Source organism: Vibrio bivalvicida (assembly GCF_001399455.2).
Classification (GTDB): Bacteria; Pseudomonadota; Gammaproteobacteria; order Enterobacterales; family Vibrionaceae; genus Vibrio; species Vibrio bivalvicida.
In genome coordinates this window covers 1-24,037 of the sequence record NZ_LLEI02000033.1, presented here as the reverse complement: position 1 = coordinate 24,037, position 24,037 = coordinate 1, and the positions used below count along the sequence as shown (strand labels likewise).

The following is a 24,037-nucleotide window of genomic DNA, read 5'->3' as shown; positions in this document are numbered from 1 at the left end:
AACTAGTTCTTGTGCAATATGTTGCTCTCAGACCACTGTGTGTGAGTTAAACGTTTGCTCAGTGCCGATAAATGAGAAGATAGGTATTTTTTAGCCTACAAGTCGACATCAATTTGGCCGTTCAACCGATGAGATGCATTTCAACTGAGGCTTAGGTGGCGTTTGAGCTACCAATTTGGAAATGAAGAGGGTTAGTTAAATATGGCGACAATGAAGGATGTTGCCCAGCTTGCGGGAGTTTCAACAGCGACAGTGTCTAGAGCGCTAATGAATCCAGAAAAGGTATCGTCAGCGACAAGGAAAAGAGTCGAAGATGCTGTTTTAGAAGCTGGTTATTCACCAAACTCGTTGGCGCGCAATTTGCGTCGCAACGAATCAAAAACAATCATCGCTATCATTCCTGATATTTGTGATCCTTACTACACAGAGATCATTCGAGGAATTGAAGATGCGGCAATGGAACATGGATACATCGTTTTACTTGGCGATAGCGGGCAGCAGAAAAAGCGCGAAAGCTCGTTTGTAAACCTGGTATTTACAAAGCAAGCCGATGGTATGCTGCTGCTTGGCACTGATTTGCCCTTTGATGTCAGCAAGCCAGAACAAAAGAACTTACCCCCCATGGTTATGGCCTGTGAATTTGCACCAGAGCTTGAATTACCAACAGTACATATCGACAACCTGACCTCGGCATTTGAAGCGGTCAACTACCTGACGCAGATGGGGCACAAGCGTATTGCGCAAATCTCCGGTCCTGAAACAGCAGCGCTATGTCAGTTCCGTCATCAAGGTTACCAGCAAGCACTACGCCGTGCAGGGATTGCAATGAACCCTAATTACTGTACGTTGGGTGATTTCACCTTTGAAGCTGGAGCCAAAGCGATTCGCCAACTATTAGCACTCCCCGATGCGCCAACCGCTGTGTTCTGCCACAACGATGCAATGGCCATTGGCGCTATTCAAGAAGCGAAGAAGTTAGGTTTACGTGTTCCTCAAGACCTTTCCATTGTAGGGTTTGATGATATTCACTTTGCTCAATACTGCGATCCGCCGTTAACGACCATTTCGCAGCCGCGTTATGAAATTGGCCGTCAGGCCATGCTGATGATGCTTGAGCTGCTACGTGGACATGATGTTCGTGCTGGTTCAAGGTTGCTTGAAACTAAGCTGGTGGTGCGTGAAAGTGCTGCGCCACCAAGAGTACTTTAGAGGCTAACCTTTACTAGCGGCGCATTTTTGATGCGCCGCTTCCATTTCTACTCTGTCATAAGTCAACAATCTGCATTAACATATCGGCAGTGGTAATTGATGGTATTGATGTTAACTAGTGGCGAATCGAGATTACGTAAAAAGAGGCCGTGGCGGAAGTAGCCGCAAGCCTGCGAAGAAAAAGTCTGCCCCACGTCGTAAACCATGGCGCAGTGGTTTATTGGCGATTTTGTTGGCGAGCGTATTTGGCTATGGGTTGTACATTCTCAGTAATGACCCAGAACCACCTGTACCAGTTGCTGAGTCAGTAAAACCGAAGCCAAAGCCACAAGCGAAACTGCCACCACCTCCAGAAGAGAAGTGGGATTATGTAGACACCTTGCCAAGTCGCGAGGTTGAGGTAAAAGCCAAAGAGCAGGTAGTCTCAGATATTCCCTATATCATGCAGTGTGGTGCCTATAAAACGGCGCAGCAAGCTGAAACGCGCAAGCTAGATATCGCTTTCCAAGGCATCAACAGTAAGATTCGTAAGAAAGAAGGTAGCAGTTGGTATCGCGTAGTACTCGGTCCTTACAAGTTTAAACGTGATGCAGAACGTGATAAGCATAAATTGCAACGAGCCAAGATTGAGCCGTGTGCGATTTGGAAAGAAACGCAGTAAGAATATTAAAACGAACCCTGATGGGTTCGTTTTTTATTGGCTGCGCTGATGGAGCGCTCCGCTTGTGGATAACTGGAACGGACTACGTCCTATGGAACGCTTCGCTATGGAAAGGATAAAAAATCCCGCATCCCGCATCCCGCATCTCTCCCCTTGAATTCCTCTATCTTTAACCTCATATAATCCTTAACACTGAGATTAAAACAACTATGAGGCCCTACTCGTGACTACCATTGTATCTGTACGTCGTAATAACAAAGTCGTCATCGCTGGTGATGGACAAGTATCTTTGGGTAACACAGTAATGAAGGGCAATGCTCGTAAGGTGCGCCGCCTGTACAACAACAAGGTTCTCGCTGGCTTTGCTGGTGGCACAGCAGATGCCTTCACGCTGTTTGAAAAGTTTGAAAGCAAGTTGCAAATGCACCAAGGTCACCTGACTAAGGCGGCTGTAGAGCTAGCTAAAGATTGGCGTAGCGATCGGGCGTTACGCAAACTTGAGGCGCTATTGGCGGTTGCCGATGAGACTGCATCATTGATCATTACTGGTAATGGTGATGTAGTGCAGCCTGAAAACGATCTGATTGCTATTGGTTCTGGTGGTAATTTCGCCCAAGCAGCAGCCACCGCACTCCTCGAAAATACCGAACTAGATGCGCGTGAAGTCGCTGAGAAATCACTCAAAATTGCTGGTGATATCTGCGTATTCACTAATCATCATCACACTATCGAAGAACTAGAAATTCCGGCCACTCAAGCAGAGTAACTAAAGGCTGAATAAGCAAAGATAGTAGCTAAAGAATTTAAGGAAATTGACTATGTCTGAAATGACTCCACGCGAAATTGTCCATGAACTGAACCGCCATATTATTGGTCAAGAAAATGCGAAACGTTCAGTGGCCATTGCCCTGCGTAACCGTTGGCGCCGTATGCAGCTTGAAGAGAGTTTGCGAGTTGAAGTGACGCCAAAAAATATTCTGATGATTGGCCCAACTGGTGTAGGTAAAACTGAAATTGCTCGTCGCTTAGCGAAATTGGCAAATGCACCTTTCATCAAGGTCGAAGCGACTAAATTTACTGAGGTAGGTTATGTGGGTAAGGAAGTGGAGACTATTATCCGCGATCTAACCGATGTAGCGATTAAGATGACTCATCAACAAGCGATGGAAAAAGTAAAATTTCGCGCAGAAGAGCAAGCTGAAGAGCGTATTCTAGACGCATTATTGCCGCCAGCACGTGATGCTTGGGGACAAAACGAGCAGCAAGATGAAAGTACTTCAAATACACGCCAAACCTTTCGCAAGAAGTTGCGCGAAGGCAAATTAGATGACAAAGAGATCGAAATTGATGTCGCTGCGCCGCAAATGGGTGTTGAGATCATGGCTCCTCCGGGTATGGAAGAGATGACCAACCAACTTCAAGGTATGTTCCAAAACTTAGCGGGCGACACCAAGAAGAAGCGTAAGTTGAAGATCAAAGAAGCATTCAAAGCACTGACGGAAGAAGAAGCCGCGAAACTCGTAAACCAAGAAGAGCTGAAAGAGCAAGCGATCTTTAACGTTGAGAACAATGGTATCGTATTTATCGATGAGATCGACAAAATTTGTAAGCGTGGTGAAAGTTCTGGCCCTGATGTCTCTCGTGAAGGTGTACAACGCGACTTACTACCACTTATTGAAGGTAGCACGGTTTCAACGAAGCATGGCATGGTAAAAACAGACCACATTTTATTTGTTGCTTCAGGAGCATTCCAAGTAGCTAAGCCATCTGATCTGATCCCTGAACTGCAAGGCCGCTTGCCAATTCGTGTCGAGCTAGAAGCGCTTTCAAGTCATGACTTCAAACGCATCCTGACAGAGCCTAAAGCGTCACTGACAGAGCAATACGTTGCGCTAATGAAGACAGAGGATGTTCATATTGAGTTTACCGAAGATGGTATTACCCAGATCGCAGAAGCTGCTTGGACAGTGAATGAGACAACAGAAAACATCGGTGCTCGCCGCTTACACACAGTAATGGAGCGCTTGATGGATGAGATCTCGTTTGAAGCTACGGATAAAGCTGGCTCTAAGCTTACGATTGATTCTGAGTATGTGAAAGGCAAGCTTGGAGATACGATTGAAGATGAAGATCTAAGTCGTTTTATCCTGTAATCGAATTAAAAAGATAAAGCCCGCTCAATTGAGCGGGCTTTGTTTTATCTACAGGTTAGTGATTAGATCATAAAGATAAAAATCACTGCGAGTACAGAAATCAGACCTGCAAAAGCGTAACAAGCGATCTTGCCGACCAAACCCGTGTGGAATTTCAGGTCGTGCATACCATGATGGACACGGTGCATGGCATGCCACATTGGTAGGGCTAGCGTGCCAATGATAAACAGTGCGCCAATAATGCTCGTAGCAAAATCTGCCACACGCTCGTAGCTCAATGCTTGCGCGTCAATTACACCAAGTGGTACTAAGATACCCAGTACAAGCACAGTAATCGGTGTGATCATCGCAAACCAAGTACCGCCAGCACCAAATAGGCCCCACCAGATTGGCTCATCAGAACGTTTAGGAGCTCTATCTACAGAGTAATTAGGTTTCATCGTTTACGCTCCTTACACCACGACTAAGACGATTAGTGAAATAAATGCCACGGCAGCCCACTGAGTTAGCACAATGATCTTCTTATCCACTGGCTTACCTTTTAAGCGAATTGGCATTACTTGAGGCATCATGCTAAAGAAAGTTTGAGCATGAAGCAGGCTACCAAGCAGGGCAACGATGTTAATCGCTACTACGATAGGGTTTGCCATAAACTCTAGCCAACCTTGCCAAACTTCAGGACCTTTCACTAAAGAACCCAAACCGAAAGTTAGGAAAATAGTAAAAAGAATCAATGGCAGTACAGTTGCTTCACGAAGCATGTAGAAGCGGTAAAACGGATGGTTCTTCCACCAAGTTCGCTTTACTTCACGAACGTAAGGTTTACGGTTGCTCATCTTACGCCTCCTCTGCTGTTTTTGTTGGGGTGCCATCAGGCTTGAACATTGAAATCACAAAGTCCATAGATGACTCAACTTTACCTTGGTTTACCGCTGCCGCTGGGTCTACGTTCTTCGGACATACGTCTGAGCAGTAACCAACGAAGGTACAGCCCCATGCGCCGTTTTCACCATTTATGAGTTCCATACGCTCAGATTTACCATTGTCGCGGCTATCGAGGTTGTAGCGATGCGCTAGCGTAAGTGCAGCTGGACCGATGAACTCAGGATTGAGGCCAAACTGCGGACAAGCTGCGTAACATAGACCACAGTTGATACAGCCAGCGAACTGCTTGTATTTAGCCATCTGCTCAGGCGTTTGAATGTTAGTACCATCTTCTGGCTTGCGATCGTTACCAATGATGTAAGGTTTGATCGCTTCAAGACGCTCAATGAACGGCGTCATATCAACGATTAAGTCTTTCTCAATCGGGAAGTTTGCCAGTGGCTCAATCTTCACGCCATTCGGGTAATCACGTAAGAAGCTCTTACATGCCAGCTTAGGTACGCCGTTTACCATGATGCCGCACGAGCCACAGATAGCCATACGGCAAGACCAGCGGTATGAAAGGTCTTTGTCTAGGTTATCTTTGATGTAGCCGAGTGCATCTAAGGTCGACATGGTTTCATCGAACGGAACCTCAAAGGTCTGAAAATGCGGTTCCGCGTCTTTCTCTGGGTCGTAACGCAGAACCTCTACTTTTTGGATGCGATTTGCTGACATTATGCTTGCTCCTCTGCGTTCTTTTGCGCCGCTTGCGCTGCTTCTTCAGCGGCTGCTTTCTCTGCTGCTTCACCGTAAAGACGAGCTTTAGGTTGTGACTTAGTGATGGTCACATTACTGTAGTCGATATTTGGTGCGGCATCTTGCTTAAAGAAAGCCAGAGAGTGTTTAAGGAACTCAACGTCATCACGTTCAGTGCAGCCATCGTCTAGACGCTGATGGGCACCACGAGACTCTTTACGCAGAATTGCAGAGTGAACCATAGCTTCTGCCACTTCTAGGCCGTAGCCCACTTCAATAGCGTACAGAAGGTCAGTGTTGAACACTTTGCCTTTATCTTTGATGCTGATGCGCTTGTAACGCTCTTTCAACTCAGTGATTTTATCAATGGTGGCTTGCATCAAATCTTCTTGACGGTAGATACCACAGCCAGCTTCCATGGTATGCCCCATTTCTGTGCGGATATCTGCCCAGTTTTCATCGCCTTCTTGGTTCATTAGCGCGGCGATACGTTGCTCAACATCTTTGACTTGAGCGGCAATAGACTCTTCGTTCCAGCCTTTGAATTCCGCTGCGCGTTTCACTGCTTGTTCACCCGCTACGCGGCCGAATACCACAAACTCAGCCAGCGAGTTGGAGCCTAGGCGGTTTGCACCGTGCAGACCAACTGACGCACACTCACCAACAGCAAATAGGCCTTTAATGCGAGTTTCACATTCGCCGTTCGTTTCAATACCACCCATGGTGTAGTGAACGGTAGGGCGGATTGGAATTGGCTCTTTTGCAGGATCAACGTTGACATAAGCTTTCGCTAGCTCGCAGATAAACGGTAGACGCTCTTGCAGGTACTCTTCACCAAGGTGGCGAAGGTCTAGGTGAACCACATCACCTAGAGGATGTTTAATAGTGTTGCCTTTCTGCTGCTCGTGCCAGAAAGCTTGAGAAACTTTATCACGTGGACCCAGTTCCATGTATTTGTTCTTCGGCTGGCCAACTGGAGTCTCAGGGCCCATGCCGTAGTCTTGTAGATAACGGTAGCCATTCTTGTTAACGATGATACCACCTTCACCCCGACAGCCTTCGGTCATTAGGATACCCGTACCAGGAAGACCTGTTGGGTGGTATTGAACGAACTCCATATCACGTAGAGGCACGCCATGACGGTAAGCCATTGCCATACCGTCACCCGTTACGATACCGCCATTGGTGTTACAGTGGTAAACGCGGCCTGCACCACCTGTTGCGAGTACAACAGATTTTGCTTTGATGGTAACTAGCTCACCTTCTGACATGTGAATCGCGATCAGGCCTTGAACCTCACCTTCATCAACAAGTAGATCCACCACGAAGTACTCATCAAAACGCTTGATGTTGTCGTACTTCATTGATGTCTGGAATAGGGTGTGAAGCATGTGGAAGCCGGTTTTATCGGCTGCGAACCAAGTGCGCTCAACTTTCATTCCGCCAAAGCGGCGTACGTTGACTTCACCGTTCTCTTTACGACTCCATGGACAACCCCATTGTTCCATTTGGATCATTTCGCGAGTCGCGTTTTCTACAAAATATTCAACAACGTCCTGTTCACATAGCCAGTCGCCACCGCCAACAGTGTCGTTGAAGTGGTTGTCTAGGCTATCTTCATCCTTGATAACTGCTGCCGAGCCACCCTCCGCTGCGACTGTGTGAGAACGCATAGGGTAAACTTTCGAAATTAGAGCAATTTCTAAGTCAGGGTTTGCTTCAGCTGCTGCAATAGCAGTGCGAAGACCAGCGCCGCCTGCGCCGATGACTGCGATATCTGTGGTGATAATTTGCACAGTTATCCTCCAGTGTGAAATTGCGGAATTTTCCGCTTGTTATAGTTAAATGGGGTAATTCCCCAAAAGTGGTAGGGGTAGTGTAGAAGAGCTAGTTTTCAGAAAAGTTGACGTATTTAGGTTTTTGCTCCGGTAATGCAAGCAAAGGCATAAAAAATATAGGTTATGTGATTGCTATCACGGCAAGAAATGATGGATAGTTCAGTAGATAGTTTGGGTGTGTTAAGTGTCTGTTACGTGACATTAGTGTGGATGATAACTCACATCTTAAGCTGGACATTTTGTACTGTGGTACGTTGAAAGCTTGCTTCATTGTTGACCAAACTTGGCTTGATTTGCTGCTGAGTATTTTGCTAGGCAAGAACTAGGAAACTTGATATTTTCTCAGCCAGATAAAGCAATGAGATTTTAGTTATGAGTGATCAGTGGCAGCCAACAGCGTCGATAGAGCAACTTAGACAGCGTGCGAACGTGCTTGCGCAAATACGGCGGTTCTTTGCTGAGCGAAACGTGTTGGAGGTCGATACTCCAGCAATGAGCCATGCGACAGTGACTGATATTCACCTACATACTTTTCAGACCGAGTTTATAGGTCCGGGATATGCGGATGGCAGCAAACTCTATTTAATGACTAGCCCTGAATTTCATATGAAGCGATTGCTGGCAGCGGGTAGTGGTTGTATCTATCAGATTAACAAAGCGTTTCGCAACGAAGAGAATGGTCGTTTCCATAACCCAGAGTTCACCATGCTGGAATGGTACCGAGTCGGCTTTGATCACCATAAACTGATGGATGAAATGGAGGCTTTACTGCAAGTCGTTCTTGAATGTGCTCAAGCGGAGCGAATGACCTATCAACAAGCTTTTATTGATGTACTCGGCGTCTGCCCATTAGAAGACACAATGGCAGAGCTAAAGCTAGCAGCCGAGAAGCTAGGCTTAAGTGATATTGCGCAGCCAGAAAAAGATCGTGATACCTTGCTTCAACTACTATTTAGTATTGGTGTCGAAGGTAAGATAGGCCAAAGCGTTCCTGCTTTTGTTTACGACTTCCCGGCTTCCCAAGCGGCACTGGCGAAGATCAATAAGCAAGACTCACGTGTTGCTGATCGCTTTGAGGTTTACTTTAAAGGCATAGAACTAGCGAACGGCTTCCATGAGCTTGATGATCCGCAAGAACAACTAAAGCGCTTTGAACAAGACAACGCTAAACGTCTTGAGATGGGACTAACCCCACAACCTATCGATCATCATTTGATAGCAGCACTCAAGTCAGGTTTACCTGAATGTGCAGGAGTGGCACTAGGGGTCGATCGCTTAATCATGCTCGCGATCGGTTGCGATCATATTGATCAGGTCACGGCGTTTCCGTTTCCGATAGCGTAAGGAAATGTGCAACAGATTCTTATTCTGAGTGTAATTGACTCGCGTAGGCATCTTAACCTCGCTATACTTCCAATCTGAATTTTTAGTCTAGAGCTGCTATTCCCTTCATTGTTGAAGCCGCAGCGTTGTTGACTACGCCAATTCACCGGATCGCCGGCCGCCCTAATCACATAGGACTACTATGCTCATAGGGCTGAATTGGCTTGTCGCCTAGCTGCAACTCCAACTATTTTGGGAATACATCCTTCATTGTTGAAGTAGCAGCTCTATCATCAAAGAGCACAGGACATGCAAGAGTACATCGCATTTTTTCAAGAGAACATGATTCTATCTCTGGTATGGGCCGGTCTATTGGTCGCCCTTATCATGAATATTGTTAAATCAACGACAGCAGCTTACAAAGAAATTACTGCAGCACATACCACTCAACTTATGAATCATGAAAGTGGTGTTGTGGTTGATATTCGTAGTAAAGACGAGTTCCGTAAAGGTCACATTACCGATGCAGTTCACATTTTGCCGTCGGATATCAAAGCGGGTAACTTTGGTAGCCTTGAAAACCGCAAATCAGACCCAATCATTGTAGTGTGTAAGACAGGTCAAACCGCTCAAGAGAGCGCTAACCTTCTTGCTAAAGCAGGGTTTGAGAATGTAAGCCTGCTTAAAAATGGTTTGATTGCTTGGAGTGAAGCAAACATGCCTTTAGTGAAAGGTAAGAAGTAATTCAAACACCGAATGTCTTAAACGCTGATTGAAAAGTCAGCGTTTGTTTTGGAGAGATGTGAAGAGTTCCACGAAATTCACTGGAATCCTAGTCATAGCATGCTCTCTCAGTTAGTCTCCAATCAGACTATTTATCGCAGGATTAAAGGATTTTTAAAATGGCTGAAGCAGCACCACAACAAGAAGCGCAAAACTTCGCAATTCAACGTATCTTCCTTAAAGACGTCTCTTTTGAAGCGCCAAACTCACCAGATATGTTCCAAAAAGAGTGGAACCCAGATGTTAAGCTTGATCTAGACACTCAAAGCCGTGAATTAGGTGAAGGTGTGTACGAAGTTGTTCTACGCCTAACGGTAACAGTTAAGAACGCTGAAGACACTGCATTCCTATGTGAAGTTCAACAAGGTGGTATCTTCACGGCTGAACAAATGGAAGCGGGTCAACTTGCACATTGTCTAGGTGCATTCTGTCCGAACATCTTATTCCCTTACGCTCGTGAAACTATCTCCAGCCTAGTAGTTAAAGGTACGTTCCCACAACTTAACCTAGCACCAGTTAACTTCGACGCTCTGTTTATGAACTACCTACAGCAGCAAGCTCAGCAAGAAGACCAAGCTGAAGCGTAATGATTAACACCTCTGGCGACGGAGGTGTGGTATAAAATGCACAGAGCGTCTTTTCTTGATGCGATGTGCATTTTTTGTTTGTAGCACTGGGTTTTTGCGACTGGCTTTAAGCAGCTCTGTTCATGGTTAGCGGCAAGATTCTAGTCACCCCTAATGATAATCAGGCGGAATAATGAAAGATAAGACTAATAATGCCTACGGTAAAGACATCACCATGACAGTACTCGGTGCTGGTTCCTATGGCACTTCGCTTGCTATTTCTTTAGCACGCAATGGTGCAAACGTAATAATTTGGGGCCATGAAGCTGAACATATGGCACGTTTGGAAGCTGATCGTGCTAACCATGAGTTTCTACCCGGGATTGAGTTTCCTAAATCATTGATTGTGGAATCTGACTTAGAAAAAGCGGTTCAAGCCAGTCGTGATTTGCTGGTTGTGGTACCAAGTCATGTATTTGGTATTGTGCTAAATAATGTGAAACCACATTTAAGAGACGATTCACGTATTTGCTGGGCAACCAAAGGACTAGAACCTGAAACGGGTCGCCTGCTTAAAGACGTTGCAAATGAAGCCTTAGGTGAGGGACACTCATTGGCGGTTCTGTCTGGGCCAACCTTTGCCAAAGAGTTGGCGATGGGCATGCCGACAGCGATTTCTGTTGCTTCACCAGACAACGACTTTGTGGCTGATCTACAAGAAAAAATCCATTGCAGCAAAACTTTCCGTGTCTACGCAAACAGTGACTTCATCGGTATGCAATTAGGCGGTGCAGTGAAGAACGTGATTGCGATTGGCGCAGGTATGTCTGATGGTATTGGTTTTGGTGCCAATGCGCGTACGGCATTGATCACTCGCGGTTTAGCAGAGATGACCCGTTTGGGTGCTGCGTTAGGTGCACAGCCAGAAACCTTTATGGGTATGGCAGGATTGGGTGATTTGGTACTGACATGTACCGATAACCAATCTCGTAATCGCCGCTTTGGCTTAGCACTAGGTCAGGGCAAAGATGTCGATACGGCACAAGATGAAATTGGCCAAGTTGTTGAAGGTTATCGCAATACCAAAGAGGTGTATTTATTGGCAGAGCGTATGGGTGTTGAGATGCCAATTGTTGACCAAATATATCAAGTATTGTATCAAGGGAAGGATGCAAACTTAGCAGCGAAAGATTTGCTCGCTCGCGATAAGAAAGCGGAAGCATAGAAGACAACAGCAATACTGGACTTTGTATCTAGATACTAGGGATTCAGTACTAGGATATTTCATGAAACATTGTGAGAAACAGAAGGTTTGGCAAACCATTGTTAAGGAAGCAAGAGAGCTTTCTGAGCAAGAGCCAATGTTAGCAAGCTTCTATCATGCGACCATCATTAAGCATGATAGTTTGAGCGCGGCGTTAAGTTATATTCTAGCGAATAAACTTAATACGGTGTCGATGCCAGCGATGGCAGTCAGGGAAGTGGTTGAAGAAGCCCTAAACTCTGACCCAAGTATTAGTGCTTCTGCGGCTTGTGATATCTGTGCTACGGTTAACCGAGACCCCGCTGTCGCAATGTATTCTATGCCATTGCTGTATTTGAAAGGTTACCATGCCTTACAGGGCTATAGAGTGGCTAATTGGCTTTGGAAGCAAGGTCGTATTGCTCTTGCCACGTATTTGCAAAACCAAATTTCGGTCGCGTGTCAGGTAGATATTCACCCTGCAGCTAAGATTGGTCGAGGCATTATGTTAGACCACGCTACTGGTATTGTTATTGGTGAAACCGCAATTGTTGAGAATGATGTCTCGATTCTCCAAGATGTCACCCTAGGTGGTACAGGCAAAGAGTGCGGTGACCGTCACCCGAAAATCCGCGAAGGTGTAATGATTGGTGCGGGTGCTAAAATCCTAGGTAATATTGAAGTCGGAGAGGGTGCCAAAATTGGTTCTTGCTCTGTAGTGCTTCAGCCAGTCCCTGCCCATACCACAGTGGCTGGTGTTCCAGCTAAGATTGTGGGTCGACCCAAGACTGACAAGCCATCTCTGGATATGGATCAACAATTTAATGGTCGTTCACAAAGCTTTATTGGTGGGGATGGGATCTAAAAGCTAGAACGGACTTCGTCTTTCGAGAGGAAGAGAGTTTGTCATTCCGTAGAGGGACGAAGGAGCGAGTAGGGAATCTCTTACGGTTCTCAACTCGCTAGAAGAGATCCCCAACTCACTCGTCCTTGAGGATGACCTAGAAGAAAAAAGGCTTGGTGCAATACACCAAGCCTTTAAATTTTTCTCGCTTCTCGCTTCTCGCTTCTCGCTTCTCGCTTCTCGCTTTAACCTAGAGCGTCTAGTTCAGTAAGAACTTCTTCAGCCCACTCAATCCATGCTTGGCGAATAAGCAGGTTTCTGCGCAATGTTAAGCGCTCTAAACGTTGCTGCTTATCTAGCGTTGCTGTTGTTGAGTAGTAAGCATTTTCGATTTCTTGGTAGTGAGCAACCAGTTTGCGCGATTCTTCTACCAGTTCAGCCAGTTGAGTACGGTATGGACTTGATGGTTGTACTGCACAAGCCATCAGCTTTGCTGAAAACTCGTCACGGACGGTTGGGTGGGAGGTCGGTTGGTCAAACCATTCACCTAGCGCCGTACGGCCAGAGTCGGTAATTGAATATACTTTACGGTCTGGTTTGCCTTCTTGAGGCTCTAGTACACAGGTGACTAGGTTATTCTGAGCCATTTTATTTAGTTCGCGATAAACTTGCTGGTGGCTCGCTTTCCAGAAATAGCCGATAGTGGCTGAAAATTCTTTAGTAATATCGTATCCAGTCGCATCGCGAGTGCTTAGAACGGTTAAGATAACGTGTGGTAATGACATGTCTTCAATCCAAATGGTCAATAAACTACTAAGTACAACCACTTAATTTCTGTCGTGCTTCTGATTGGCACTGATCATCAGTAGAAAAAGTGGCACCAACAATGTTGGTCATGTCACCTAAAAAAGCCGTTTATCACCTAGGATCGATAATAAAATATCGAAAGCTGTAGCATGTAAGATTTTATATAAGTTGCCGCAGCGGTGAAGTAGTATATCTAAATAATAAGCATAAAGTAGAATAGAAGGACAAAATATCCCAAAAAACTGACAAAAATCTCAATAGTGCGCATCATTTAGATGATTGTATTGTGAATTGGGTAAAAATGACGCAGTGGTGGTTCTACTTTCTATAACCAAAGCGCGCTAAGAGATAAAAAAAGGTTGGTGATTTCACACCAACCTTCTTGGTCTTAGAGTGAAGATTAACCTGTGTTACGCATACCTGCGGCGATGCCCGCAATGGTTACCATTAGCGCTTCTTCCAGTTCTGGTGCAGTCTGTTCATTTTGACGAGTTCGGTAGAGCAATTCAGCTTGCAGCATGTTCAACGGCTCTACGTAGATGTTACGTAGACGAATCGATTCTTGACCCCATGGATCGCTCTGCATTAGGTTCTCATTGTTTTCTACGTTAAGTACTGACTTGATGTCTTTTTGCAATTGTTCACGTAGACGATCACCAAGTGGCAATAGCTTAGTGTCGACCAAGCGCTCATCGTAGTAACGAGAAATCTCCAAATTACACTTTGTGTAGACCATTTCGAGCATACCTAGGCGAGTCGAGAAGAATGGCCATTCACGACACATCTCTTCTAGTAGCGCTTGATGCCCTTTATCTACCGAGTATTGGATTGCTTCACCAGCGCCGAGCCAAGCTGGAAGTACTAAACGGTTTTGGCTCCAAGAGAAAATCCAAGGAATCGCACGCAAGCTTTCTACACCACCTTTCGGGTTACGTTTCGCCGGTCTCGAACCTAATGGCAGTTTACCCAGTTCTAGCTCAGGTGTGGTTTGACGGAAGTAAGGAACGAAGTCTGCTTCACCACGTATTACATTACGATAAGCTTCACAGCTGACTTCCGATAATACGTTCATCAAGTCACGCCATTCTTGCTTTGGCTCTGGTGGTGGCAGCAGGTTCGCTTCTAGGATGGCACTTGCATACAAGCTAAAGCTGTTGACTGCAACTTCAGGAAGGCCAAGTTTAAAGCGAATCATTTCCCCTTGCTCAGTGACACGTAGACCACCTTTCAAGCTTTTTGGTGGCTGAGATAGTAGTGCTGCGTGGGCAGGCGCACCACCGCGACCGATAGTACCGCCACGGCCGTGGAATAGAGTCAGTTCAACGCCTTCCTCTTCGGCTACTTTGACCAGTGATTCCATTGCGTGGTACTGGGCCCAACCCGCTGACATAACACCTGCGTCTTTAGCAGAGTCGGAATAGCCGATCATGACCATTTGGTGGTTTTGGATAAAGCCACGGTATAGGTCAATGCCCATCAGCTGTTTGATAACGGACTCGGCATTATTTAAGTCATCGAGTGTTTCGAACAGTGGACATACGTCCATGCGGTAAGGGCAACCTGATTCTTGCAAAAGCAGGTGAACGGCAAGGACATCAGAAGCAGTACGGGCCATTGAAATGACATAGGCACCAAACGCTTCACGCGGCTGCGCAGCAACTATTTTACAAGTATCGAGGACTTCTTTAACCGCTTCTGACGGCTGCCAGTCTCTAGGTAGTAGTGGACGTTTCGATGCCAATTCATTGGTTAAGAAAGCAACTTTATCTTGCTCACTCCACTGGTCGTAATCGCCAATACCTAGGTAGCGAGTCAGCTCGGACAATACATCTGAATGACGAGTACTTTCTTGACGAACATCGAGACGAACTAGGTGAACGCCGAAAGCTTTAATGCGGCGCAATGTATCAAGAAGTGAGCCGTCCGCGATGATCCCCATACCACACTCGTGCAGTGATTGGTAACATGCGTATAGCGGCTCCCAAAGCTGCTCAACGCGTTGCAGTGGTGCTTTGACAGCGAGCTTCTGACCATTGATCTTAGCGTCAAGGATCTCTTTGGTTTCATTCAGTAGTGCGCGAAGCTCTTTAAGTACCGCGCGGTAAGGTTCGTGTTCACCTTCACCGGCTAGGGTACGTACTGCGTCATTGCACTGAGTCATCGATAGCTCGCTAACCAGTTCATTGATGTCATTGAGGTAAAGGTCAGCGGCTTTCCAACGTGAAAGTAATAACACTTCGCGAGTGATGGTGTGGGTGACGAATGGGTTGCCGTCACGGTCACCGCCCATCCAAGAGGAGAAATGAACAGGTCGCGCGTCGATAGGCAGACCTTCACCAAGGTGGTCTTCTAGACGTAAGTCAAGTTCACGTAAGAAGTCAGGCACTGCTTCCCAAAGTGAGTTTTCAACTACTGCGAAGCCCCATTTTGCTTCATCAAGTGGTGTCGGACGCTGCTTACGAATTGTGTCTGAGTGCCAGCTCTGGGCGATAAGTTGTTCGAGACGGCGCTCTGTTTTCTGACGCTCTTTGACTGAGAGATCGCTAAGCTCTAGCTTAGACAAGCACTTATTGATCTTGACCAATTTGTGGATCATGGTACGACGAGTAATTTCTGTCGGGTGCGCTGTCAATACCAGTTCAATATTAAGATCGCGCACTGCTTGCGCCGTATCTAACTTGCTAATGTCATTTTGAGCAAGTTTAGAGAACAGGGAATTAATCGCGTCTGGTTCACAAACATGAGCATCACAATGGCGAGAGATAGTGTGATACTGCTCTGCCATATTGGTCAGGTTGAGAAATTGGTTGAATGCATGAGCAACCGGGGTTAGTTGCTCATTTGGCAGGCTTTTAATTTCATCAATCAAGCTATCTCTGTCTTGTTGATTGCCTGCGAGGGCGGACTTAGAAAGTTTACGAATGGTTTCTACTTTCTCTAGAAGTACGTTACCGTGCGCATCCTTGATGGTGTTACCGAGCAAGTGTCCTAGCATGCTCACATTGCTTCTGAGCGCAGAGTATTTCTCGTTCATTATCATCCTGCCTTGTAAAAAAATTACATCCAATGTTCCTTGTTAAGTAGACAATCTAGCGAAAAATATCGCTGTGAGTCAAATACTGTAGGCTAAGTTTGCAATAATTGTGCAAGTTAATGTAACGCTTTACACATAGCGATAATGACTAAATATGTTGAAATTTTATTACAGAATGAGAGAGAGCTTCGCCTATAGGAACGGACTTCGTCCTGTGGAAAACGAGAACGGGCTGCGCCCTATAGAACGCTGTGCTTCGATATCGGACTCCGTCCTTCGAGAGGAGTTCGTTTTTTTATCCCTCATCTGTAACGAGGCGTTCTCAGCAAAAGGGTTGACGCAATACGCCAACCTTCCCAAAATACCCAGCTCTCCATAGGGCGCAGCCCGTTCCCGCTTCCTTCATCCCGCAGCAAAGCGTTAGCGCCCTGTATTTAAAAACAATATTTATGCATCGCTTTCGACAATACATCGATAGTTGGGTCAATAAATTCAAAAGCGAGGAATTCATCTGGCTGATGGGCTTGGTTAATTGAGCCAGGACCAAGAACCAGCGTAGGGCATAGCTGCTGCAAGAATGGGGCTTCAGTACAGTAGTTTACTGTTTCAGAACTAGTAGCACAGATCTCTTCAACGCCACCGATAAATGGATGGTCATGCTGACATTCGTAGCCGGGGATAGGCTCGTGAAGTGGCGTGATCGAGATTCTGCCCGGCCACTTAGCTTCGATTTCTTTGAGTGCGCCGCGCAGCATGTTATCTAGCCCATCTAGGCTGATCCCCGGCAAAGGACGAACATCGTAATGCAGTTCGCAACAGCCACAGATACGGTTAGCACTGTCACCACCGTGAATGTGGCCTAGATTTAACGTCGGGCTAGGGATAGCAAATCCTGGATGATGATACTCTTTAATCAGCTTGTCACGCAGCTGCATTAAGGCAAAGAGAACCTCATGCATGATTTCTATAGCATTGACCCCTAAAGCCGGATCAGATGAGTGGCCAGATTTACCGGTCACTCGCACCGCATTGGCAACATGACCTTTATGACCTCGAATTGGCACTAAGCTAGTCGGTTCACCTATGATGCAGTAATCCGGTTTAAATGGAGCTGTCTCAGTGAAGTGACGAGCACCCAGCATGGTGGTCTCTTCATCACATGTTGCGAGCACATAGAGAGGTTTGGTCTGTTTACTCCAATCAACTTTTTTAACCGCTTCTATAACAAAGGCAAAAAAGCCTTTCATATCAGCTGTACCCAAGCCATAAAATCGGTTGTTCGCTTCCGTTAATGCGTGTGGCTCGAAATTCCAACGTCCTTCATCAAACGGCACGGTATCACTGTGCCCTGCCAAAAGCAGTCCGCCTTCACCAGAGCCTTTTTTGGCGATTAGGTTAAATTTGCCCGCTTCTACTTCAGTTAAGTTTACTTCAAAGCCTACGTCTTTCAGCCAAGTCGCTAACTTTTCAATCACTTTTGCGTTGCCTTCATCCCAATTGGAGTCCGTTGAGCTTATAGAAGAGGTAGAAATCAGGCCGCTGTAGACCTCAATAAAACTTGGTAATTGCATATTTAGTTTACATTCCCTGTTGACAGAGTTCGGCTAAGAAGGTAAAACACATATTAAATCACTTTTATTGAATAAAAAACCAATAAAAGCTGAATAATTTAAATTTATAGTCATTATCGAAATGACGTTTTTTACTCAAAATGGATGTCTGAGATGCTCAAAACCACAATCATAGGCGCAAGCGGTTATACCGGAGCAGAGCTTGCTTTGATGGTACATAAACACCCTGAACTTACGCTATCAGGTTTATATGTTTCCGCCAATAGCCTTGATGCAGGTAAAGACATCGCGCAGCTTCACGGCAAGCTGGCTGGAATTATTAGTCAACCAGTACTTCCTCTCAAAGATGTTGAAGCTGTGGCTAATCAAACGGATGTGGTTTTTCTTGCCACTGCGCATGAAGTTAGCCATGACCTAGCGCCGCTGTTTTTGGCGCAAGGTTGCCAAGTCTTTGATTTGTCTGGCGCCTTTCGCGTTAAGAAAGAAGGCTTCTACAGCGAGTTTTATGGCTTTGAACATCAGCATGATGCTTGGTTAGACAACTCAGCCTACGGATTGGCTGAGTGGAATGCACAAGCGATTAAACATAGTCAGCTTATAGCGGTGCCAGGCTGCTACCCAACAGCTTCACAGTTAGCGGTTAAGCCTTTACTCGAAGCGGGTTTGGTGGATACGGCTCAATGGCCTGTGATTAATGCCACTAGCGGTGTTTCCGGTGCAGGCAGAAAAGCATCGATGACCAATAGCTATTGTGAGGTCAGTTTACAGCCATACGGTGTCTTTAATCATCGTCATCAGCCGGAAATCGCTAGCCACTTAGGCACAGATGTGATTTTTACCCCGCATCTTGGCAATTTTAAGCGTGGCATTCTCGCCACTATTACGCTCAAGCTGGTGGCTGGCACATCTGAAAAACAGGTTAACGCTGCGTTTAAGGCAGCTTATGAAAATAAATCGGCAGTGCGTCTTTTAGAGTCAGCGTTGCCGAACATTCAAAATGTAGAAAATACACCTTTCTGCGATTTAGGTTGGAAGGTTCAAGGCGAGCACGTCATCGTTGTTTCAGCGATAGACAACTTGCTAAAAGGTGCATCTAGTCAAGCGATGCAGTGTTTAAACATCCACTACGGATTTCCAGAGCTGACTGCTCTTGCTTAATTGAGCAGAGAAGGAAAAGTAATGACAGATAACAAACTTACTCCATTAGTGATCAAATTAGGCGGTGCTGCACTGTCGTGTACTGAGACATTAAGCCAAGTATTTGGTGCGATTGCCCAATATCAACAGCAAGCTCAGCGACGAATTGTGATCGTTCACGGTGGAGGTTATCTGGTGGACGATCTAATGGCGAAGCTGCAACTTGATACGGTCAAGAAAGAGGGGCTTCGTGTAACCCCTTATGAGCAAATTCCAGTGATTGCTGGCGCTCTAGCCGGAACAGCCAACAAGATGTTGCAAGGCCAAGCAATCAAAGATGGCCTTAATGCAGTTGGTTTGAGTTTAGCGGATGGTGGCTTATGTCATGTCAAAGAGCTAGACCCAGAATTAGGCGCGGTAGGTAAGGCGACGCCAGGAGAATCAACCGTGCTGCAAGCGATTTTACAAACGGGCGCGCTGCCTATCATCAGCTCTATTGGCCTAACAGAGCAAGGCCAGATGATGAATGTTAATGCAGACCAAGCGGCGGTAGCTGTGGCTGGAGCCTTAGATGCTGAACTGGTTCTTTTGTCAGATGTTAGCGGTGTACTGGATGGCAAAGGTCATCTGATTAAAAGCCTTGATGAGAAACAAGCGCAGAACCTCATCAATGGTCATGTGATTACTGATGGCATGATTGTCAAAGTGAACGCTGCACTCGAAGCGGCTAATGACTTGGGTCGACCAATTGAAGTTGCAACATGGCGTTATCCAGAAAAGCTCGCCGAGCTATTTGCCGGACAGAGCATTGGAACCCAGTTTTTATCACAGTAGTTGGTAGTAAAGAATTAGAGCTGAATGCATAGGCGTTGAGCGATAAAAATAGATTAAACAGGAAGTAACCCGCAGCACTGACCGCCACGCGCAGCGCCGGGATTTGGAGAAAGAAAAATGAGCAAAGTTCAAGTTAATAAAGTAGTTGTTGCATACTCTGGCGGTCTGGATACATCAGTGATCATTCCATGGCTGAAAGAGAATTACGATTGTGAAGTAGTCGCGTTCGTTGCCGATGTTGGACAAGGCGAAGAAGAGCTAGAAGGCATCGAAGAAAAGGCCAAAGCCTCTGGTGCTTCAGAGTGTTATATCGCTGATCTAAAAGAAGAGATGGTGGCAGATTACATCTACCCTACACTAAAAACAGGTGCATACTATGAAGGTAAGTACTTACTAGGAACGTCAATGGCACGTCCGATTATAGCTAAAGCTCAGGTTGAAGTCGCGCGTCAAGTCGGTGCTGATGCGCTTTGTCATGGCTGTACCGGTAAAGGTAACGACCAGGTGCGCTTTGAAGGGGCTTTCGCAGCACTTGCACCAGACTTACACGTCATTGCCCCTTGGCGTGAATGGGATCTTGTCAGCCGTGAAGAGTGTCTTGATTACCTCGCCGAGCGTAATATCCCATGTACTGCATCATTAACGAAAATTTATTCACGTGATGCGAACGCTTGGCATATCTCTACAGAAGGTGGTGTGTTAGAAGATACTTGGAATGCGCCAGACGAAGATTGTTGGGCATGGACAGTCGACCCTGAGCAAGCGCCAAACGAAGCTGAATACGTGACACTAAAAGTTGAAAAAGGTGAAGTTGTCGGTGTCGATGGAGAAACAATGACGCCATACAACGCACTAGTGTACCTGAATGATAAAGGTGTGAAGCATGGTGTTGGACGTATCGATATCGTTGAAAACCGCCTAGTAGGGATGAAGTCTCGTGGTTGTTACGAAACTCCGGGAGGCACGATCATGATGGAAGCGCTTCGCGCAGTAGAGCAACTTGTACTAGATAAAACCGCATTTGAGTTCCGTGAAGAGCTTGGTGTAAAAGCTTCTCACCTAGTTTATGACGGTCGTTGGTTTACTCCGCTATGTAAGTCAATTCTGGCGGCATCAGAAGAGCTTGCTCAAGACGTGAATGGTGAAGTCGTGGTTAAGCTATACAAAGGTCAGGCGACAGTGACTCAGAAGCGTTCTGATAACAGCCTTTATTGCGAACAGTTTGCGACCTTTGGTGAAGATGAAGTTTATGACCAAAGCCACGCTGAAGGCTTTATCCGTCTTTACTCGCTATCAAGCCGTATCCGTGCCCTGAATAGTCAGAAGAAATAACCACTGACGGATAGAAATCTAGAGCCCACTTGGTTAGCCAAGTGGGCTTTTTTCTTTTCAGAGAAGAGAGTTAGTTTAAGAATTTACCTTTGAATAAATATGTTAAAAAAGTGAATTAATACTTTATTTTTGTTCTCATTTGCCGTAACTTTGAACCATCAAACAATACTGAATCTAATTCAGAGTTAACGAAAGCAATTTTACTAACCAGCACGACTAGTGAGCACAGGTAATCAGGAGAAACGCGATGGCATTATGGGGCGGAAGATTTACCCAAGCAGCAGATACGAGATTCAAAGATTTTAACGACTCATTGCGCTTCGATTACCGACTAGCTGAACAAGATATCGTTGGTTCAATCGCTTGGTCAAAGGCTTTACTCTCTGTTGATGTATTAACTGAACAAGAGCAGCAAAAACTTGAACTAGCATTGAATGAACTCAAGCTTGAAGTGATGGAAGATCCTCATCAGATCCTACGTTCAGATGCTGAAGACATTCATTCATGGGTCGAGCAGCAACTAATCAGAAAAGTGGGAGATTTGGGTAAAAAACTTCATACAGGACGCTCGCGTAATGATCAGGTGGCGACAGACTTAAAGCTTTGGTGCCGCCAGCAGGGGCAGCAGTTGTTGATGGCACTTGATCGTCTGCAAGCGCAAATGGTCGCTGTGGCGAAAGAGCATCAAGGCACTGTATTGCCTGGCTACACTCATTTGCAGCGTGCTCAGCCGGTGACTTTTGCCCATTGGTGTCTTGCCTATGTCGAAATGTTTGAGCGTGACTATTCACGTCTTGATGACGCGATTCATCGTCTCGATACTTGCCCACTAGGCTCTGGTGCTTTGGCAGGTACGGCCTATCCAATCGATCGTGAAAAAGTCGCGCACAATCTTGGCTTTCGTCGAGCAAATCGTAACTCGCTCGATTCAGTCTCAGATCGTGACCATGTGATGGAATTGATGTCGGTGGCTTCAATCTCAATGCTGCATTTATCTCGCCTTGCTGAAGATATGATCTTTTACAATTCAGGTGAATCAAACTTCATTGAACTGGCGGACACCGTGACCTCAGGCTCGTCACTGATGCCACAGAAGAAAAACCCTGATGCTCTAGAGCTTATCCGTGGTAAGACAGGGCGCGTTTACGGGTCTTTAGCTGGCATGATGATGACCGTAAAAGCGTTGCCACTTGCATATAACAAAGATATGCAAGAAGACAAAGAAGGCCTGTTCGATGCTCTAGATACATGGAACGACTGTATGGAAATGGCTGCTTTGTGTTTTGATGGGATTAAGGTCAACGGAGAGCGTACACTAGAGGCGGCGAAGCAAGGCTATGCTAACGCAACAGAGCTTGCGGACTATCTGGTCGCGAAAGGTATTCCATTCCGAGAAGCGCACCATATCGTTGGTGTTGCTGTCGTGGGGGCGATAGCCAAATCTTGCGCACTCGAAGAGCTATCGATTGCGGAGTTAAAAGAGTTCTCATCCGTGATTGAGGAAGATGTCTACGATATTCTGACCATCGAATCTTGCCTTGAAAAACGTAGTGCGCTTGGGGGAGTGTCGCCGAAACAAGTGGCTTATGCGGTAGAGCAAGCAGAAGGTCGTCTGATCAAGCGTGACTCTTCAGCAGTGAATGTCCGACCAGCTCGATTAACCGATATTGACTCTTTAGAAGGCATGGTGGCTTACTGGGCTAACATAGGTGAAAACCTCCCTCGTTCACGCAGTGAGCTAGTGCGTGATATTGGTTCTTTTGCGGTTACTGAACACAATGGAGAAATTACCGGTTGTGCATCTCTGTATGTTTATGATTCTGGGTTAGCTGAAATACGTACTCTTGGCGTTGAGGCTGGCTGGCAAGGTCAGGGGCAAGGCAGTGCGATTGTTCAGTACCTGGTTGAAAAGGCACGCCAAATGGCAATTAAGAAAGTGTTTGTTCTAACTCGTACCCCTGAATTCTTTATGAAGCAATCCTTCTTACCAACATCGAAGTCCTTGTTACCTGAGAAAGTGCTTAAAGATTGTGACCAGTGCCCAAGACAACACGCATGTGATGAGGTGGCATTGGAAGTGAACCTTGCCGAGCAAGCAATAGCAAGGGTTAACGTTGCCTAAGTAACTGATTCAGAAAGATCCAAATAAAAGATCAAAAAAGATCGAGGATTTTGGGAACTATTAAGAAAAAGCCCGGTCTATTAAAGTACCACTGCTTTTTCTTAGAAGAATCTAAGAAGGCCCCAAACCATAATTGGTTTTGGGGCTTTTTTCTTTTTAGCGCATAGCAAATATAGGCGAGCGAGTTAGGCGTCGTCTACTTATCTTCTTTTCCATTCCTTTTTCGCCAAGGCAAGATGACAAATCGCATCCAGAGGTGAAGAAACAGCAAACCGTTGAAGGCAAAGCCTGCCATAATGAGCGCGATAGACTCGATGCTCTGAGGGTTGTCGCGAAAAGCGACCCACCAGACGATCCAACATAACACGGATAAGACAGTGAGCTGATCCATGCAGCGTTGGCATCGGCCTATTTTCTTCCAGAACCAGTCACTATTTCTGCAGTATTTACATGTCATGATTGCGGTTAATTCGGTAACATACGAGGTCTTAGCATATCTCAATTAACCTCAAAGTGATAAACATGATCGAACGTCAACAAACCAAACAACGAATGAGCCGCATTGTAAAGCACAATGGAACTATCTACCTTTGTGGCCAAGTTTGCGCAGATGCAACTAAAGGCATTACTGAACAGACTCAAACAATGCTAGATAAGGTTGAAGTGCTACTGCTAGAAGCCGGTAGTGATAAAGAGCATATGCTTTCAGCGACTATCTACATCAAGGATATGAAAGATTTCCAAGAAATGAATGCTGTTTGGGATGCTTGGGTTCCGGAAGGTCATGCACCTGCTCGCGCATGTGTAACGGCAGATATGGCGCGTGAAGCTTTATTGGTTGAAATCTCTGTGATTGCTGCAGAAAAGTAACTACAAGATCGACGAAAAAAACGAGCTACTTAGCTAATGCCAGTCAGTTAAGCTGACTGGCTTTTTTCTTATTAGGGTATTTTTTGC

The 24,037-nt window shown here is 45.9% G+C and carries 22 protein-coding genes; 14 read left to right on the top strand and 8 right to left on the bottom strand.

Annotation, left to right across the window (positions count from 1 at the left end; translation table 11 throughout):
- Positions 1–201 precede the first annotated feature (201 nt).
- The 4 genes from cytR to hslU all read left to right on the top strand — a co-directional run bounded on the left by cytR (position 202) and on the right by hslU (position 4,023).
- Positions 202–1,209 (top strand): DNA-binding transcriptional regulator CytR, encoded by a 1,008-nt coding sequence (cytR, locus tag APB76_RS13325; RefSeq protein ID WP_049842974.1) that lies wholly within the window; start codon positions 202–204, stop codon positions 1,207–1,209.
- Positions 1,210–1,327: 118 nt separating this feature from the next.
- Complete coding sequence (ftsN, locus tag APB76_RS13320; RefSeq protein WP_054963437.1) at positions 1,328–1,870, top strand: cell division protein FtsN; 543 nt, start codon at positions 1,328–1,330, stop codon at positions 1,868–1,870.
- Between the two features lie 223 nt (positions 1,871–2,093).
- Positions 2,094–2,636, top strand: a complete 543-nt coding sequence (gene hslV / locus APB76_RS13315; protein ID WP_049842976.1) for an ATP-dependent protease subunit HslV — start codon at positions 2,094–2,096, stop codon at positions 2,634–2,636.
- Between the two features lie 52 nt (positions 2,637–2,688).
- The gene (gene hslU / locus APB76_RS13310) at positions 2,689–4,023 is read left to right on the top strand and encodes an HslU--HslV peptidase ATPase subunit (protein WP_054963438.1); all 1,335 of its coding nucleotides are present in this window, start codon (positions 2,689–2,691) and stop codon (positions 4,021–4,023) included.
- Positions 4,024–4,085: 62 nt separating this feature from the next.
- Here the strand turns inward: hslU and frdD are convergent, their stop codons facing one another.
- From frdD to frdA, 4 genes are read right to left on the bottom strand one after another with little or no spacing between them, the layout of a single operon-like run.
- The gene (frdD, locus tag APB76_RS13305) at positions 4,086–4,463 is read right to left on the bottom strand and encodes a fumarate reductase subunit FrdD (RefSeq protein WP_049842978.1); all 378 of its coding nucleotides are present in this window, start codon (positions 4,461–4,463) and stop codon (positions 4,086–4,088) included.
- 12 nt (positions 4,464–4,475) lie between these two features.
- Positions 4,476–4,859 carry a fumarate reductase subunit FrdC gene (gene frdC, locus APB76_RS13300; protein ID WP_054963439.1) on the bottom strand — a complete coding sequence of 128 codons (384 nt, stop codon included), beginning with the start codon at positions 4,857–4,859 and terminating at the stop codon, positions 4,476–4,478.
- A 1-nt stretch (position 4,860) separates the two neighbouring features.
- The gene (locus APB76_RS13295; protein ID WP_049842980.1) at positions 4,861–5,625 is read right to left on the bottom strand and encodes a succinate dehydrogenase/fumarate reductase iron-sulfur subunit; all 765 of its coding nucleotides are present in this window, start codon (positions 5,623–5,625) and stop codon (positions 4,861–4,863) included.
- Complete coding sequence (gene frdA / locus APB76_RS13290; protein ID WP_054963440.1) at positions 5,625–7,442, bottom strand: fumarate reductase (quinol) flavoprotein subunit; 1,818 nt, start codon at positions 7,440–7,442, stop codon at positions 5,625–5,627. Before frdA ends, APB76_RS13295 begins: the two co-directional genes overlap by 1 nt.
- A 414-nt stretch (positions 7,443–7,856) precedes the next feature.
- Between frdA and epmA the strand changes: the two genes are divergently transcribed.
- From epmA to cysE, 5 genes are all read left to right on the top strand, one after another.
- Positions 7,857–8,828, top strand: a complete 972-nt coding sequence (epmA, locus tag APB76_RS13285; RefSeq protein WP_054963441.1) for an elongation factor P--(R)-beta-lysine ligase — start codon at positions 7,857–7,859, stop codon at positions 8,826–8,828.
- A 288-nt stretch (positions 8,829–9,116) separates the two neighbouring features.
- Positions 9,117–9,551, top strand: coding sequence for a rhodanese-like domain-containing protein (locus tag APB76_RS13280; RefSeq protein ID WP_054963442.1), 435 nt, complete (start codon positions 9,117–9,119; stop codon positions 9,549–9,551).
- 158 nt (positions 9,552–9,709) lie between these two features.
- Complete coding sequence (secB, locus tag APB76_RS13275; protein WP_054963443.1) at positions 9,710–10,177, top strand: protein-export chaperone SecB; 468 nt, start codon at positions 9,710–9,712, stop codon at positions 10,175–10,177.
- Between the two features lie 172 nt (positions 10,178–10,349).
- Complete coding sequence (gpsA, locus tag APB76_RS13270) at positions 10,350–11,381, top strand: NAD(P)H-dependent glycerol-3-phosphate dehydrogenase (RefSeq protein ID WP_054963444.1); 1,032 nt, start codon at positions 10,350–10,352, stop codon at positions 11,379–11,381.
- Positions 11,382–11,442: 61 nt separating this feature from the next.
- Positions 11,443–12,264, top strand: a complete 822-nt coding sequence (cysE, locus tag APB76_RS13265) for a serine O-acetyltransferase (RefSeq protein WP_054963445.1) — start codon at positions 11,443–11,445, stop codon at positions 12,262–12,264.
- A gap of 224 nt (positions 12,265–12,488) precedes the next feature.
- Here the strand turns inward: cysE and APB76_RS13260 are convergent, their stop codons facing one another.
- The 3 genes from APB76_RS13260 to argE all read right to left on the bottom strand — a co-directional run bounded on the left by APB76_RS13260 (position 12,489) and on the right by argE (position 17,655).
- Positions 12,489–13,028 (bottom strand): PadR family transcriptional regulator, encoded by a 540-nt coding sequence (locus APB76_RS13260; protein ID WP_054963446.1) that lies wholly within the window; start codon positions 13,026–13,028, stop codon positions 12,489–12,491.
- 422 nt (positions 13,029–13,450) lie between these two features.
- A complete protein-coding gene (gene ppc / locus APB76_RS13255; RefSeq protein ID WP_054963447.1) occupies positions 13,451–16,084 on the bottom strand; it encodes a phosphoenolpyruvate carboxylase in 2,634 nt (877 codons plus the stop codon).
- A 434-nt stretch (positions 16,085–16,518) separates the two neighbouring features.
- Positions 16,519–17,655, bottom strand: a complete 1,137-nt coding sequence (argE, locus tag APB76_RS13250; RefSeq protein WP_054963448.1) for an acetylornithine deacetylase — start codon at positions 17,653–17,655, stop codon at positions 16,519–16,521.
- A gap of 153 nt (positions 17,656–17,808) precedes the next feature.
- Here argE and argC point away from each other — a divergent pair, with 153 nt between their 5' ends.
- The 4 genes from argC (at position 17,809) to argH (ending at position 23,080) form a co-directional block, all read left to right on the top strand.
- Positions 17,809–18,813 (top strand): N-acetyl-gamma-glutamyl-phosphate reductase, encoded by a 1,005-nt coding sequence (argC, locus tag APB76_RS13245; protein WP_054963449.1) that lies wholly within the window; start codon positions 17,809–17,811, stop codon positions 18,811–18,813.
- A 21-nt stretch (positions 18,814–18,834) separates the two neighbouring features.
- Entirely contained in the window at positions 18,835–19,626 is a 792-nt protein-coding gene (argB, locus tag APB76_RS13240) for an acetylglutamate kinase (protein WP_054963450.1), read from the top strand.
- 117 nt (positions 19,627–19,743) lie between these two features.
- Positions 19,744–20,958, top strand: coding sequence for an argininosuccinate synthase (locus APB76_RS13235; RefSeq protein ID WP_049842991.1), 1,215 nt, complete (start codon positions 19,744–19,746; stop codon positions 20,956–20,958).
- A 247-nt stretch (positions 20,959–21,205) separates the two neighbouring features.
- Positions 21,206–23,080 (top strand): argininosuccinate lyase, encoded by a 1,875-nt coding sequence (gene argH, locus APB76_RS13230; RefSeq protein ID WP_054963451.1) that lies wholly within the window; start codon positions 21,206–21,208, stop codon positions 23,078–23,080.
- Positions 23,081–23,276: 196 nt separating this feature from the next.
- On the opposite strand, the gene APB76_RS13225 is transcribed toward argH, so the two are convergent.
- Positions 23,277–23,537 (bottom strand): DUF3624 domain-containing protein, encoded by a 261-nt coding sequence (locus tag APB76_RS13225; protein ID WP_054963453.1) that lies wholly within the window; start codon positions 23,535–23,537, stop codon positions 23,277–23,279.
- Positions 23,538–23,602: 65 nt separating this feature from the next.
- Here APB76_RS13225 and APB76_RS13220 point away from each other — a divergent pair, with 65 nt between their 5' ends.
- On the top strand, positions 23,603–23,950 hold the full coding sequence (locus tag APB76_RS13220; protein WP_054963452.1) for a RidA family protein: 348 nt from the start codon (positions 23,603–23,605) through the stop codon (positions 23,948–23,950).
- The last annotated feature ends 87 nt before the right edge of the window (positions 23,951–24,037 follow it).